Origin of the sequence: Stenotrophomonas sp. SMYL41 (assembly GCF_036319965.1) — a bacterium.
Taxonomy (GTDB): Bacteria; Pseudomonadota; Gammaproteobacteria; order Xanthomonadales; family Xanthomonadaceae; genus Stenotrophomonas; species Stenotrophomonas maltophilia_R.
Map to the genome: position 1 here is coordinate 1 of NZ_JAWIRX010000006.1, position 14,356 is coordinate 14,356.

11 protein-coding genes and 1 tRNA gene are annotated in these 14,356 nt (G+C 67.3%); 6 read left to right on the top strand and 6 right to left on the bottom strand.

Annotated elements, in window-relative coordinates; genetic code table 11:
- Positions 1–604 precede the first annotated feature (604 nt).
- Both V3B30_RS08810 and V3B30_RS08815 read right to left on the bottom strand, forming a co-directional pair.
- Positions 605–1,501 carry a M48 family metallopeptidase gene (locus V3B30_RS08810; protein ID WP_006457452.1) on the bottom strand — a complete coding sequence of 299 codons (897 nt, stop codon included), beginning with the start codon at positions 1,499–1,501 and terminating at the stop codon, positions 605–607.
- A gap of 88 nt (positions 1,502–1,589) precedes the next feature.
- Entirely contained in the window at positions 1,590–3,482 is a 1,893-nt protein-coding gene (locus V3B30_RS08815) for a formylglycine-generating enzyme family protein (RefSeq protein WP_262082756.1), read from the bottom strand.
- 84 nt (positions 3,483–3,566) lie between these two features.
- Here V3B30_RS08815 and rnd point away from each other — a divergent pair, with 84 nt between their 5' ends.
- From rnd to V3B30_RS08830, 3 genes are all read left to right on the top strand, one after another.
- Positions 3,567–4,649, top strand: coding sequence for a ribonuclease D (rnd, locus tag V3B30_RS08820; protein WP_262082757.1), 1,083 nt, complete (start codon positions 3,567–3,569; stop codon positions 4,647–4,649).
- 184 nt (positions 4,650–4,833) lie between these two features.
- Positions 4,834–5,583: a hypothetical protein gene (locus V3B30_RS08825; protein ID WP_262246084.1), complete on the top strand. Its 750-nt coding sequence runs from the start codon at positions 4,834–4,836 to the stop codon at positions 5,581–5,583.
- Positions 5,584–5,702: 119 nt separating this feature from the next.
- Complete coding sequence (locus V3B30_RS08830) at positions 5,703–7,775, top strand: DUF4034 domain-containing protein (RefSeq protein WP_262082758.1); 2,073 nt, start codon at positions 5,703–5,705, stop codon at positions 7,773–7,775.
- Between the two features lie 90 nt (positions 7,776–7,865).
- Here the strand turns inward: V3B30_RS08830 and V3B30_RS08835 are convergent, their stop codons facing one another.
- A complete protein-coding gene (locus tag V3B30_RS08835) occupies positions 7,866–10,196 on the bottom strand; it encodes a TonB-dependent receptor (protein WP_262082759.1) in 2,331 nt (776 codons plus the stop codon).
- A gap of 235 nt (positions 10,197–10,431) precedes the next feature.
- Between V3B30_RS08835 and V3B30_RS08840 the strand changes: the two genes are divergently transcribed.
- Positions 10,432–10,507, top strand: a tRNA-Ala gene (locus V3B30_RS08840).
- Positions 10,508–10,569: 62 nt separating this feature from the next.
- Here V3B30_RS08840 and V3B30_RS08845 read toward each other — a convergent pair.
- Positions 10,570–10,740: a hypothetical protein gene (locus V3B30_RS08845; RefSeq protein WP_262082760.1), complete on the bottom strand. Its 171-nt coding sequence runs from the start codon at positions 10,738–10,740 to the stop codon at positions 10,570–10,572.
- Positions 10,741–10,903: 163 nt separating this feature from the next.
- On the opposite strand from V3B30_RS08845, the gene V3B30_RS08850 reads away from it, so the two are divergent.
- Entirely contained in the window at positions 10,904–11,389 is a 486-nt protein-coding gene (locus V3B30_RS08850; protein WP_100473427.1) for a hypothetical protein, read from the top strand.
- A 6-nt stretch (positions 11,390–11,395) separates the two neighbouring features.
- Here V3B30_RS08850 and V3B30_RS08855 read toward each other — a convergent pair whose 3' ends face one another.
- Entirely contained in the window at positions 11,396–12,157 is a 762-nt protein-coding gene (locus V3B30_RS08855) for an SDR family oxidoreductase (protein WP_262082761.1), read from the bottom strand.
- 132 nt (positions 12,158–12,289) lie between these two features.
- Here V3B30_RS08855 and V3B30_RS08860 point away from each other — a divergent pair, with 132 nt between their 5' ends.
- Positions 12,290–13,132, top strand: a complete 843-nt coding sequence (locus V3B30_RS08860; protein ID WP_100473429.1) for a methylated-DNA--[protein]-cysteine S-methyltransferase — start codon at positions 12,290–12,292, stop codon at positions 13,130–13,132.
- A 61-nt stretch (positions 13,133–13,193) separates the two neighbouring features.
- Here the strand turns inward: V3B30_RS08860 and V3B30_RS08865 are convergent, their stop codons facing one another.
- On the bottom strand, positions 13,194–14,219 hold the full coding sequence (locus V3B30_RS08865) for an NADP-dependent oxidoreductase (protein WP_262082762.1): 1,026 nt from the start codon (positions 14,217–14,219) through the stop codon (positions 13,194–13,196).
- Positions 14,220–14,356: the final 137 nt, after the last annotated feature.

The window sequence follows — 14,356 nt, forward strand, 5'->3', positions numbered from 1 at the left end:
CAGTCCTGCGCACACGGCACGACCGGGGTTGGGCGTCCTGCCCAACCCGCCCGAGGCATGCCTCGGGCCCATGCGGCTGACACCCCGCACTCCGACACCGCCCCACCTCTGACAGATTCCAGAGGCTGTTGGTAGGTGTCGACCTTGGTCGACACCGCAGGTCCACGCCATGCGTGGATGAATCTCTGTCAGATATCGAATCAATTCGGGGTCAGATCCGTTTTCCTACGGAAACGGATCTGACCCCGCGCAATTCCGACAGATCGCGAGAATCTGTCGAAGGCGGGGTGGGTCCGGTTGCGGGAGTGTCCGCGGCATGGATGCCGCGGCCAAGCCCCCATGGGTGAGGGCGCTTTGCTTGCGAAGCACTGCTTCGCGAGCGCCCGAACGCACAGCCGCCAGCGGCTGGGCCGGACCGCGGAGCGGGGTTTACGGCGTCTCCCGCAACCGGACCCACCCCGCCATCCCGCGGAATGCATGCTGTTGCTGTTGCTGTTGCTGTTGCTGTTGCTGTTGCTGTTGCTGTTGCTGTTGCTGTTGCTGTTGCTGTTGCTGTTGCTCTGGCTTCGGCGGGTGCAGGGCCGCAAGCCCTGCCGAACACCCCCTACTTTGCCTGCTCGCAGAATTTCTGCCGGTATTCGAGCGCCTTCGGCATCAGCGCCTGCAGGTTCTGGATACGGGTACCCGGGTTCGGGTGGGTAGAGGCGAACTCCGGCGGCGACTGGCCGCCGCTGGCCTGGCCCATGCGCTGCCACAGGGGCACCGCCTCGCGTGGATCGAAGCACGCCGCAGCAGCCAGCATCAGGCCCACTTCGTCGGCCTGCGTCTCGTGGCTACGCGCATACGGCAGCAGGTAACCGTAGCCCATCGCCGACATCATCATCTGTTGCTGCTGCGCATCCATGCCGCTGGCGGCGCCGGCTACCTGCCCGATCTGGGTCAGCTTCTGCTGGGCCATGCGCTGTGCACCATGGCGCAGCAGCGCATGGGCGATCTCATGGCCCATCACCACCGCCATCGCATCGCGGGTGCGCGCCACCGGCACCAGTCCGGTGTAGACCGCCATCTTGCCGCCCGGCAGGCAGAACGCATTGGCCTGGTCGGACGGGATCACATTCACTTCCCACTGGAAATCCCGGGCGAAATGCGCGGGCTGCACGCCGTGCTCCTGCGCCAGCGCGGTCTCCACCACGTCGACCTTGGCGATCAGGCGCTGCGCGATGTCGCGCACATCGCGCGCGATCGGCGCATTCGGATCCATCGGCCGTTCCTGCGACAGGATCTGCTGGTAGGCCTGCAACCCCAACGCGGTCTCCTGGCGCGCATCCAGGCTGCTGTCGATCATCACCTTCTCGCCGGTGTAAGGGTCGACCGTACGATTGGAGAACCAGTAGAACACCGCATAGCCGGCCGCCAACAGCAGCACCCACCAACGGATGTTGCCGAACAGGCCGCGCCGTTGCGGGCCTTGCGGCGAGCGGGAGAAGGGATCGTTGCGCATCGGGCGGTCTTCCGGCAGGCCCCGCCGGCTGGCGGGCACGGCGCAATCTTAGTGCGCCGGTGCGTGCAGCGGGTGAAGCCGGGGTCGCTCAGATGCCACGCACCAGGCGGAAGCCGATGCGCGCGTTGGTGGTGTCCGAATCCTGGGATTGCCGCCATGCCGCACGTGTCTGCTCGGGCGCGTTCGCCCAGTTGCCACCCCGGATCACCCGTGACCTGCAGCCCGGATTGAACCAGGCCACACCGTCGGACGGCGCACGCCGGTAGCTGGCATGCCAGCAGTCGGCCACCCATTCACTGAGATTGCCGGCCATGTCATGCAGGCCGAAGGCATTGGCCTGGAAACTGGCCGCCGACGCCGGTCCCCACCAGCCATCGCCATAGCCGATGAAAGCGTTGTGCCAGTGCCGTCCCGAGGGGGAAACATCCTTGCTGCCGGTGAAGTTGCCGGTGCCGGGCGGCGGCGTGCCGGCGTCGCCCCACGAATAGCGGCCACTGCTGCCGGCGCGCAGCGCATACTCAAACTCGGCCTCGCTGGGTAGCCGGTAGCTGCGTCCTGTCTGCTCGGACAACCACGCTGCGTAATTTTCGGCATCACGCACGCTGACATGCATCACCGGCGAATTGCCCAGTGCACGCGACCCGTCGTAATCGGAGCGCCAGTCCACCCCGCTGCGGCGGATGAAATTACCACTGCGCTCGTCATAGACCACCGAGTGGCCACGCCGCGTTGCTCGCGGCCGCGCATTGGTCGACTTCACATAGCGCTCGAAATCGCCGACGGTGACCTCGGTGATCGCCATCGCAAAGCCGCGGTCGAAGCGCACGTAATGCGAGGGCCGCTCGGCATCGGTGGCACCAGGCTCGGCATCACCCGCACCCATCTGGAAGCCGCCATGGGGTACGACCACCATCTGCGGGCCGCGCCCGCCATCACGCATGGCGTCGCTGAAGACCTGCCCAGGACGGAAACTGCCGTAGTGGGTGGCCAGGTCGATGCGTTCACGCAACTGGGCCACCACCGCATCGCCGGGCAAGGCGATGCGCAGGGCCTCGCCCAGCTTTTCGCGCGCCGGCTTCAGGCCCTGCGGCGTCGCCAGGTCACGCAAGCCATCGTCGCGCAGCTGCAGCAGTGCGGCCGCGCGGATCTGTTCGATGCGTTCGAAGGCATCGGCAATGGTTGGTGACGAATCGCGCACCTTGCTGGCCTCGGCCAGCCAGGTGCCGGCGCTGGCAAAATCGCGCACGCGCGCTGCGTCCTCGGCACGCCGGATCAGGCCGCTCTCGGCCGCGGCCAGGCCCTGCCGCGCCCGGCTGTTATGTTCATCCAGGGCCAGCGCCTCACGGAAGTTGCCGATCGCACCGTCGCCGTCCTCGCCGATCCGCCCCGAACGCAGGTCTTCCTCGCCAGCGCGGTTGTAGGCCACCACGCGCTGGGCAAGCTCCACCCGGCCCTGCAGCGCACGCACCGTCTCATCCTTCGGCGCCAGGGTCAGCAGTACCAGCGCCTGGCGGCTGGCCTCGGCCAATGCCTCACGCTGCTGCAAGGGCCGCGCCAGCAGGGCATCGGCCTGCTGCTGCAGGCGCTGGCGTGCACGCTGCAGGCCATTGCGGGCCTGGCGGTCATCCGGGTCTTCCTCCTGCACCGCCAGCCACAGCGGAACCGCCGCGTCGGCGTCCTCGTACAGGCGCTCTTCGCTGAATGCCTTCTCGGCCGCGCGGCGCAGCTGGGCCAGGCTGCGCCCCTGCCGATCGACCCGCGGTGGCGTCCACCGCTGCACATCTTCGGCGGCATCTTCACCGGCAATGGTCACGCTGCCCTGCCCCGCCTCCGGCATCGCGGCCGCCGGCGAACCTTCCTGCGGCCGCGCGTCTTCGCCCGCGGCCGGTCCCGGCTCCGGCGCCGCCGAGGGCGACGGCGTGCAGCCAGCCAAGGCCACGGCCAGGGCGGTGCACAGCACGGACGACAGCGGAAAACGCAAGCAGGATCTCCTTCGGCACGGATGCGGACCGACGTTAGGCTATTCTCCCCTGCCTGAGCAAACCCGAGTAGTAGGCCCCGACCCGTGGCAACCTGGATCACCACCCCCGCTGAGCTGGATGCATACTTCCAGCAGCGCCCGGCCCGCATCGGCCTGGACACCGAATTCATCCGTGAACGCACCTTCTGGCCGCAGCTGGCACTGGTGCAGATGGCCATCGGCCACGACATCCTGCTGATCGACCCACTGATCCCGGGCATGACCGAGGCACTGGCGCCGTGGCTGGCCGATGAATCGATCATCAAGGTGATGCACAGCGCCAGCGAAGATCTGGTCGCCTTCAAGTGGGCCTGCGGGGTGCTGCCACGACCGCTGTTCGACACCCAGATCGGCGCCTCGCTGGCCGGCATCGGCGGTGGCATGGGCTACCAGAAGCTGGTGGCGGAAATCACCGGCGTCGCCCTGGTGAAGGGTGAGACCCGATCGGACTGGATGCGCCGACCGCTGTCAGAGTCGCAGCTGCAGTACGCCGCCGATGACGTCGAGCATCTGTTCGCGCTGCATGACGCCATCGATGCCAAGCTGCAGGCGCTGGGCCGCCAGCAGTGGCTGCACGAAGATGGCGAGCGCCTGCTGGCCAGCGTCGCCAACGACGAGGACCGCTGGCCCCACCTGTCAATGCGCTCGGCACAGTTCCTCGACGCCGCCGCGCAACGTCGCCTGCTGCGCCTGCTGCGCTGGCGCGATACGCAGGCACGCAGCAGCGATCGCCCGCGCAGCTGGATCCTGGACAACGAACTGGCCGCCACGCTGGCACGCACGCCCCCGACCGATGCCACCGCGCTGGGCCAGCTGTTCGAGCAGTTCCCGAAGGCGCCGCGCAAGCTCGCCGGCGCCGTGTGGCAGGCGCTGGACACGCCGCTGGCCGATGAGGCCGAGGCACCGCTGGCGCTGCCCGCCAACGACAGCAACAAGCAAGCGGTGAAGAAGCTGCAGGATGCCGTGGCCGAACGCAGCCGCGAGCTGGGCCTGCCGGATGGCATCCTCGCCTCGCGCAAGCATCTGGAAAGCTACCTGGAGCGCCGCCAGTGGCCGGCCGCACTGGCCGGCTGGCGCCAGCAGGAGCTGGAATCGCGATTGCAGGCGCTGCTGCCGGCGCACCAGTAAACCACGTCGGCCGCCTCACGGGACGGCCCCTGCCAGTGCTCGACAAGGACGTTGCTGCATGCCCGCATGGCCCTCTTCCCGCATGTCACGATGGATGATCGGCTCGCTGCTGCTGGCCGGCGGCACCGCCACGGCCACAGCGGCGTACCCGGTCTCCTGTCCATCCCCCTCTGGAGTTCCCGTAATGCAGGCACTCGAGTACATGCGCGATGCGCTGTCGCGTGGCGATCGTGAGGCCGCCATCGAAGTGATGCGGGAGCCACAGCGCTACCGGGCGCTGTTCAAGGATCCAGAAGGCGCAGAACGTTACCTGGCTCTTGCACAGCGGGTCGCCGACGACGCGCAGCAGCACCCCTGCACGGATCGCAACAGCCAGCTCAACGCCTACGCAGCACTGGCCAGCGGACTGGATCTCGCCCGTTCGGTCCACTACCTGGCGTTGTCGGCACGGCTGATCGAACAGGACCCCGCTGCCAGCGAACAGGACAAGCTCGAACCTTGGCTGCATCCGCATGCCCTGATGCACGGCTATTTCCAAGCCGGTGGCCGACTGGCCCTGGACGGCGCCGTGCCTGGCATGGATCGCGCCGGTATCGAGGCGTGGAGACAGGGCCAGCGCACCCTTGCCTACCAGCCTGAGCTGCTGCTCGCATTCCCGCTGCACATGGCTGACCCGCAACGCGAACGCCTGTTCCGGGTGACTGGATTCTCCTTGCTGCCGACCTCCCAATGGCACGACCGCACCGCGCTGCGCGCACTCATCCACAGCGATGCCTATCTTGACTGGCTGGAAGCGCCCCCCCTGTATCTCGCTTCGCGGCTGTCGATGGCACTGGAGGAAATGGCGACGCCTCCCTGGCCGGAACATCTGCGTGCAGCGGGCTATCAGGTCCGCGGAGAGGTCTTGCACGTTGACGAAACCGATCCGGATTGAATCGCTGCCTCAAGCAAGGCGCCTGCTGAATGCCACCGCCACGGCAGCCGCATGTCCTGCTTGCCGCAGGCAACGACCGCGCTTCTAATGTCCAGCCTCATACTCGCTGGACTGCAGCAATGACAAATGGATTTGCAAAAGACGAGCTTTCCCCAGAAGACCTCGCCTGGCGCGTGCAGGCGCGTACCGCGCTGCAGGAGCACCGTTATACCGAACTGGATGCGTTGCTTGCTCCGCATGAGCACGCCTGGCTGCAGGGAAAGAATGCGTTACCCGGCATCCGCTGGCGGTTGCGCAACCTGCACGACGCCACCCTGACGCTGGAAGCGCGTCTGCTACAGGCCCAGCAGTGGGCCTCGGCCGCTCCCGGCAGCTACTACGCCTGGCTGCGCTTGGGCGCCTGCTGGGAGGAAGCGGCCGGCGCCCTGCGCAGCGCCGACGTGGCCGCACTGGTCGAAGACAGCCAGTGGCTGGCCGCACAGCAGGCGCGCGACCACGCCGTGCATGCCTACCTGCAGGCGATCCCGCTGTCGCCGCGCCCGGCGCTGGCGCTGGATGGCATCAAGCGCATTACCAGCTACCTGCGCGAACCGGACTGGCTGCGTGCGTTGCAGGCCGGGGAGCCGGCCGCGTCCAATGAAGCCGCACTGGCCGAGCGCTACCCTCAGGCCTGGCCGCAGGCATTGCAGCTGCTGGCGCGCTTCGGCGCACCGCTGCAGGCGTTGCCTGAAACGCTGCCGCCGTTGCTGCGCGGCCGCAGCCAGGACGATTTCGATGCACCGCTGAGCTACTGGATGCGCCTGGTACTGGAGCAGCGCCCGGACGATCTGGCCACACTGGAAGACACCCTGTACTTCCTGTACCCACGCTGGGGCGGCAGCCATGAGGCGATGGAGGATTTCATCGAGGGAGGCTGGTGCCGCGGCCTGGAGCTGGCGCATAGCAACGCGCTGCGGTGGCACAAGGAACAGGACTGGATGGGCGACCTGCCGCACCGCGAGGATGCCGATGCCGTGGCCGCACACGAGCGCGCGTATGCGCAGATCCTCGACTGGCACCTGGACCGCAACCTGCGCGCGCAGGTTCTGGCCCAGCGTGCCGGGCTGCGCTACCGGCTCGGCCGCATTGAAGACACCGAAGACGTAGTGCAGTGGGATGCGCGCCACATGCAGGCGGTACTTGAAGATCTGCAGCAGGCATGGGTGCTGGACCGTGACGTGGTTCTGCATGAGGGCCTCGGCAACCTGGAGGCCTGCACCTGGTTCGCCCATGTCGACGGTGCCGAAGCCTTGTTCGCACAGGTGGTGGACTATGCCGCGCGCGAGGGCGATTCGGCGATCGGCCTGCTCTGGGCTGCCACCGCCATCGAGCATGGTCTGCTCGGCCAGGCCAGCGATCCGACGCGCGCCAATGCCCTTTTGCAGCGCGCGCTGAAGCTTGCACAACAGGACAACACTTCGGCGGTCACGTTTGCGGCCAACCTGTTCTGTGATGTCTCGCAGGCTGCCGGCCATGCACTGCTGCAGCGCATGGCCGAAGCGGGCGACGCGGGCGCGATGTCGGCGCTGTGCGACCTGTACAAGGGGCGCCTCGGCGGCCGTGACCAGCCGCAGTTCATTGATGCAGAGAAGGCCGCGTACTGGCAGGAGCGCGCGGTGGACGGCGGCGACCTGATCGCCACCTACAACCTGGCCGTGCGCCTCGTCGCTGCAGGCGGCGCGGAGAACGAAGGGCGCGCACGCGACCTGTACCTGCGCTGCCTGCAGCAAGCCGAAGCGGGTGAGCGCGTATGGGGCCCGGCCTGCCGCAACCTGGCCTGCCTGGCACTGGACGGCCAGAACGACGGGCACAAGCGCGAAGCGGTCGAACGCGCATTGATTCCACTGTGGTGGCGCGGCGGCGACGACGACAAGTTGTGGGCCGCCGGCTACCTGGCCGACATCTACCACGCCGGCAATGGCGTGCCGGCCAATGCATTCCTGGCGCTGACATGGCTGCAACGCGCCAGCGAGATCGATCCGGAGTACGTGGACGTGGTGCGCATGGCGCCGCTGATCAATGGCGAAGGCCGCTGGTTCGGCGCCAGCCGCGCACGCAAGCAGCAGGCGCTGGACCGCCAGCAGGTGGACAGCGCGACCTGGGCCCTGACCTTCGGCCAGCGCAGCCAGGACTGCGGCCTCACCGCGGTCTGAAGCAATGAAAAGGGCGGCCCGGATCACACCGGGCCGCCCTCTGCGTTCAAGCCGTGCGGTGGCGGGACAACCCGCCATCGCGACAGCGCATTACCAGTTCATGTTCAGCGAGACACCCACAGTACGCGGCTCGTTGTAAACCGCGGCCATGTAGTTCTCGATCACACCCTTGAGGTTCTTCTCGTTGGTGATGTTGCGCGCGAAGAGCGCAACTTCGTAGGCACCGTAGTTGCCCGAGTAGCCGATCTTCAGGCCGCCCTCGAAGTCACCCTTGGAGTTGAACTCCTTGCTGTCGTACAGCACGAAGCTGGTGTAACCCTGCTTGTTCCAGTCGGTGGAGACGAACATGGTGCCGGCGTCGCTGACCGGGAAGTCGTAGCGGGCGGCCAGGTTGACGTTGTACTTCGGCGCGTTCGGCAGCGGGTTGCCGTCGATCTGGGCGAAGGTGTTGGCACCGACCTTGATGGTCGGGTCATTCACGGTGCACACCACCTGGCCGTTGAGGCCGCAGACCTGCGCGTAGACGCGCTTGTCCTTGATCTCGCTGTGCAGCAGGCTGACGCCGGCGCTCAGGGTCAGGTTCGGGATCGGGCGCAGTTCCATGTCCGCTTCGAAACCGTAGGCCTTGGCCTTGTCGGCGTTGAACAGCACGCCATTGCCGTCCGAATCGTTGCCGTTGAGCTGGATGTCGTTGACGGTGTAGGTGAACGCGGTGGCGTTCAGGCGCAGGCGGTTGTCCCACAGGTTGCTCTTCACGCCCGCTTCCCAGGACAGGATGGTCTCGGAATCGGCGGTGGTGAAGTCGGCATTGAACACCGCCGAACGGCCCTGGATGGTCGGGCCGCGGAAGCCGCGTGCGACCTTGGCGTAGACGCTCACGTCCGGCGTGATCTGGTACATCGCGCTCAGATCCCAGCTCGGGGTGGTGTCGGACATCTTGACGTCGGTGCGGCCCTTGTAGGTGACCACGCCAGCGGCAGTGTCAGCCGTCTTCAGCAGGCGGGTGTGCTTCTCGTCCTTGGTCTGGCGCAGGCCGGCAGTGACGGTGAACTTGTCGGTGAAGGCGTAGCTGATCTGGCCGAAACCGGCCCACGAGGTGTTCTTGTTGCGCAGGCGCACCCAGTTGTTCGGGTTGCGGGCCGCACCCTGCAGGAACCATGCGCGCTGGTAGAAGTCGGTGGTGTCGCTGCCGTTGAAGTAGAACGCACCGGCCTGCCACTGCAGGGCGCTGTCGTCATGGCTGGCCAGGCGGAATTCCTGGGTCCACTGGTCCAGGTCACGGATGCGGCCCATCGACTGGCCGTAGCCGTTCGGCACGCCGTTGACCGGGAAGTTCACCGCAGCGCCGCCGTCTGTGTCGCCACGGCTGTAGCCGGAGGTGGTCTCGTAGGCGGTGATCGAGGTGAAGTCGATCGCACCGAAGTCGTAGCGTGCCTTCACCGAGCCACCGTAGGTCTTGTAGGCCTGCGGGTTGTTGTCGGCTTCGTCGTAGGCGACCTGGTCGCGCGGCACGTCGGTCTTGTTCGAGCCCTTGGTCAGCGCACCGCGCAGGAACAGGGTCGAGGTGCCTTCGTAGTCACGGGCGTGGGCCGAGGCCAGGATCGAGAACTGGTCGCTCGGGGTCAGCAGCAACTGCGCGCGCACGTTGCGGTCATCGAAGCCGCCCATGGCGTTCTTCTTCGGGCTGACCGTGCCGTCGGCGCTCGGCCCCTTGTAGGTGTTGTCGACGTAGTCGTCGCGGTGCTGGTACAGCGCCGACACGCGGAACGAAGCGATATCGTTGATCGGGCCACCGAAGCCACCGTCGATCGACACGCTGTTGTAGGTCGCGTAGCTGGCGCTGACGCGGCCGGTGTAGTCCTGCGTCGGCTTCAGCGTGTCGAACTTGATGATGCCGGCGGTGGTGTTGCGGCCGAACAGCGAGCCCTGCGGGCCGCGCAGCACTTCCACCTGGTCCACGTCATAGACCGGGTTGGACTTCAGCACCACATGTTCCAGCACCACGTCGTCCTGGATGATCGACACCGGCTGCGACGCACCCAGGTAGAAGTCGATGTTGCCCAGGCCGCGGATGTAGAAGCGCGGGAAGATGCGGCCAGTGGTGGTTTCCGCGTACAGGCTCGGCACGCGGCCGGACAGCGCCAGCAGGGTGTCGTCGCCGCCGGCGGTGAAGTCGCGCATGCGCTCGCCCTGCACCACGCCCACCGAGACCGGCACTTCCTGCAGGTTCTGCTCGCGGTGCTCGGCGGTCACGGTGATCGTGTCCAGCCCGGTCGGGGTCGGCGCGCTGTCCTGCGCGGCGGCACCGAAGCTGGCAGCCAGGGCCAGGCCGGCACAGGCCAGGGCCAGCGGGTGGCGGCGGAAGGAAACAAAGGAAGACGACATACCCGACAGGCGGCGGGAATCGGAATGGGAGGGCATGGAATGCTCTGAGGAGGCGTCCGTGCGGCCTGCGCGAGCCGGGCGGTAAATAGGAGGAAAACTGCGCAAGCCGCCATTATCCCCCAAATTGTTACGATTTCGTTGCGTGGCGCCCCCGCCCGGTGAAACAAGCGGTTTCGGCACAGTTGTGCACTTGCGCGCGACGTCTTCCGCCACGAACGCCTGGATCGGCTTGGCAAGGAGCAGCTGCTTGGCTACACTGAACCCCTGCCGTGGGGCCATAGCTCAGCTGGGAGAGCGCGTCGTTCGCAATGACGAGGTCAGGAGTTCGATCCTCCTTGGCTCCACCACTATTCAGAAGAACCCGTAGATCTCCGCGATCTGCGGGTTTTTTCTTTGCAGCACCCACGACTCAAGCGGGATCCTCGTCACCCTCCTTGCGCTGCGGGCTGCGCGAATGCGCATCACGCACCTGTTGATCGCGCTGGCCCGGCCGCTGCTTGGCCACGTCGTCCTGCTTCCTGTCCTGGCGGCTTTCCTGGATGCCCTGCTTCGGGTCCTGATCCTTGTCTCGCTCGTTCATTGAAATTTCCCTCGCTGGCGGCAGGCCAACGCTGGGCTCCACGCTAGAGGCTGGCGGGTAATCCACAGGTCAGTCCCGCGGCAACAATGTGTGTACAAACCGGCTTGCTGCGGCGGTCCACACCCGCCCAGAATCCGATGCGACACGAATTCCGGGTGCATCCATGCCCTCTCCAGCCCAGCGCGCGGCGCACGCCGTGCCCATGAACTTCAATCCGACCGACGGCAGCATCCAGCTCGGCAATCTGCCAAGCCCGATCTGCCCCACGCTCTCGCTGGATGAGGCGCGCATCGCCTTCGCCACACTGATGCATGGCGAGCGCGATGTCGGCACCGGCTACGTCTGGCTCAGCCTGCATCGGCTCAGCCTGGGCGGTGCGCCCGCTGGCATCAGCCTGTGCTTCCACGGGCAACAGCTCGACATGGTGGCGATGGGCGTCGGCCTGCCGGGTGCAGCGCTGGAAGACGGATGGCCGACCCAAGCCGCGATCGATGCCGAAGTCGCCTTCATGCGCCGCACGCTGGGTGCGGCGCTGGGTCGCAAGCTCAGCGGCGGCTACGCCCGGTTCGACTGGGGCGAAGCCTGGGCCCGTTTCGATCCGAAGGGCTTCATGGCCAGCAGCGGCATCCGCTACTCGCCACGCCGCTGACCGCGCTCAGGTCCGCGTGATCGACACCCCGCCTTCAACACGCATCGCGCTGCCGGTAACGAAACTGCTTTCATCGCTGGCCAGGAACAACGCCGCATTGGCGATCTCTTCCGGCTCGGCGAGGCGCTTGAGCGCGTGCAGCGAGCGCACGAAGTCACGCGCATCCCCGCTGGGCGCGGCCTGCCGGCCCATCTCGGTATCGGTGCCCCCGGGCAACAGCACGTTGCTGCGCACGCCGCGCGCCCCGTACTCGGCAGCGATCACCTGGCTCAGGCCGATCAGCCCGGCCTTGCTCGACGCATAGGCCGCCATGCCCGGGAAGCCCACGGTATGGCCGACGAAGGTGCCGACGAACACCAGCGAGCCACCGCCGCGTGCCAGCAATGCCGGCAACTGCGCGCGTGCGGCATGGAAGGCGGCGTCGAGATTGGTGGCCATCACCTCGCGCCAGGCCTCCACCGGAAACTCCGCCGCCGGCACGCCCGGGCCGAGCATGCCGGCATTGTTGAGGGCGATATCCAGGCCGCCGAAGGACTGCTGGGCCAGATCGACCAGCGCCTGCGCCGTGCTCGGGTCGGCCACGTCGGCGGCATGCACCACGGCTTCGCCACCGGCGGCGCGGATCTGCTCGGCCAGTGCCTGCAGCGGTTGCAGTCGCCGCGCGTTGAGCACCAGTTTCGCCCCTTCGGCGGCGAAGCGCAGCGCGCTGGCGCGGCCAATGCCAGCGCTGGCACCGGTGATGAGGGCGATCTTGTTGTTCAGGCGCATGAGGGTGGTACCGGTTGTGGAGTGGCCGCCACGATGCCGCGCCTTCGGCCCGTCAACACTCCGTTTCCGGGCCTCACGGATGAGTGCAGGAAACGGAGTTTTCGCAGCACCGGCACGTGCCAGAATCCGCCCATGGACAGCACCGTCACCACCGCCCTCGATGCCCGTGTCGAACGGGTCTGCCGCCATCTGCAGGCCAGCCTCGACGAGCCCTCGTTGCGGGAACTGGCCGACATCGCCGGCTGCAGCCCGACGCGCCTGCATCGCCTGTTCAAGCAGGCCACCGGGCTGACCCCCAAGCAGTACGCCGCCGCGCTTCGCGCCGACCGCCTTCGCACCGGCCTGGAACACCAGGAGCGCATCACCGATGCCTTCCACGATGCAGGCTTCGGTTCCAGCGGGCGCTTCTACGAGAACGCGCCACGGCTGCTGGGCATGACGCCGAAGCAGTGGCGCGCCGGCGGCCGCGGCGAGGTCATCCACTTCGCCATCGCCGAATGCTCGTTGGGCAGCGTGCTGGTGGCCAGCAGCGGTACCGGTGTGGTCGCCATCCTGCTCGGCGATGATCCCGAGACGCTGCTGCAGTCACTGCAGCAACGCTTCCGCCAGGCCGAACTGGTCGGCGCCGACAGCGGCTATGAACAACTGGTAGCCCAGGTCGTGGGCCTGGTCGAGGATCCCACGCGGGGCACCACGTTGCCGCTGGACATCCGCGGCACCGCGTTCCAGCAGCGGGTATGGCAGGCGCTGCAGCAGATCCCGCGCGGGCAGACTGCCTCCTATGCAGATATCGCCGCGCGTATCGGCGCGCCGCGATCGAGCCGCGCGGTCGCACGCGCCTGTGCAAGCAACCCGCTGGCGGTGGCAGTGCCCTGCCACCGCGTGGTGCGCCGCGACGGCGACCTGTCCGGTTACGCCTGGGGCGTGGCGCGCAAGCGCGAACTGCTGCGCCGGGAAAAGGCCTCGACTGCCTGAAGTGGGTGCCGACCTTGGTCAGCACGCCCTACCGCAGCGACGGGCCCTGCCCGGCGAATGCTCAATCCAGCTTTACCACCAGCTTGCCGAAGTTGCGCCCCTGCAACAGCCCGAAGAACGCCTCCGGCGCTTTCTCCAGCCCTTCAACCACATCCTCGCGGTACTGGATGCGGCCGTCGCGCAGCCACTGCGCCATCTCGCGTTCGAAGTCCGGCCACAGGTGGTTGAAATCGTGCACGATGAAACCACGCACGGTCAGGCGCTGGCGCAGGATCTGGCTGAACAGCGCGGGCAACCGGTCCGGGCCGGGGTGCTCGACGCCCCGCTCGTTGTAGGTGGCGATGGTGCCGCACACCGGAATGCGGGCGAAGTCGTTGAGCAGCGGCAGCACCGCATCCAGCACATGGCCACCGACATTCTCGAAGTACACATCGATGCCGGCAGGCACCGCTGCGCGCAGCTGCGCGGCAAAATCAGCCGCGCGATGATCCAGCGCCACGTCCACCCCCAGCGTCTGCAGATAGGCACGCTTGGTCTCACCACCGGCGATGGCGACCACGCGCGCGCCCTGCAGTTTGGCCAGCTGCGCCACCGTCGCGCCGACCGGCCCGGTGGCGGCGGCCACTACCAGCGTCTCACCCGGCTTCAAACGGGCGATTTCATGCAGGCTCGAATAAGCGGTGAAACCCGGCATGCCATACACCCCCAATGCCGTGCTCAGCGGCAGTCCGGCCGGATCCAGACGGCGCCCCAGTGACGTGGCCGGCAGCACCGCGTGAGTCTGCCAACCGCCCGGCGCCAGCAGCAGGTCTCCCATCGCCACGCCTTCGGCGTTGGACCGCAACACTTCGGCCACGGTCTGGCCTTCCATCACCGCCCCCACCGCCACCGGCGCGGCATACGAGGGGCCCTCGTCCATGCGTCCCCGCATGTACGGGTCCAGCGACAGGTAGCGGTTGCGCAGCAGCACCTCGCCTTCAGCCGGTGCCGGCAACGCAGCCTGTTCCAGACGGAAGTTGGCCGCACTCGGCGCCCCCTGCGGACGCGAGGCGAGCACGATGCGGGTGGTGGTCGAGGAATCGGACATGGCCAGATCTCTGCTGTTGCCAGCATCAGGAAAGGAGTGCCGACACTACGCCGCAGCGATCCCCGATGGCGGCCACGAAAACAGCGTTCCATTGCCCGGACCCGCGCGGGTCCGGCACAGCCCTTGCCCTTCCAGCA

Excerpts from the sequence above, each read along its gene's own strand:
- V3B30_RS08810 (WP_006457452.1), bottom strand. The coding sequence starts at position 1,501 with ATGCGCAACGATCCCTTCTCCCGCTCGCCGCAAGGCCCGCAACGGCGC.
- V3B30_RS08830 (WP_262082758.1), top strand. The coding sequence starts at position 5,703 with ATGACAAATGGATTTGCAAAAGACGAGCTTTCCCCAGAAGACCTCGCC.
- V3B30_RS08850 (WP_100473427.1), top strand. The coding sequence starts at position 10,904 with ATGCCCTCTCCAGCCCAGCGCGCGGCGCACGCCGTGCCCATGAACTTC.
- V3B30_RS08860 (WP_100473429.1), top strand. The coding sequence starts at position 12,290 with ATGGACAGCACCGTCACCACCGCCCTCGATGCCCGTGTCGAACGGGTC.
- V3B30_RS08845 (WP_262082760.1), bottom strand. The coding sequence starts at position 10,740 with ATGAACGAGCGAGACAAGGATCAGGACCCGAAGCAGGGCATCCAGGAA.
- V3B30_RS08865 (WP_262082762.1), bottom strand. The coding sequence starts at position 14,219 with ATGTCCGATTCCTCGACCACCACCCGCATCGTGCTCGCCTCGCGTCCG.
- V3B30_RS08835 (WP_262082759.1), bottom strand. The coding sequence starts at position 10,196 with ATGCCCTCCCATTCCGATTCCCGCCGCCTGTCGGGTATGTCGTCTTCC.
- V3B30_RS08855 (WP_262082761.1), bottom strand. The coding sequence starts at position 12,157 with ATGCGCCTGAACAACAAGATCGCCCTCATCACCGGTGCCAGCGCTGGC.
- V3B30_RS08825 (WP_262246084.1), top strand. The coding sequence starts at position 4,834 with ATGCAGGCACTCGAGTACATGCGCGATGCGCTGTCGCGTGGCGATCGT.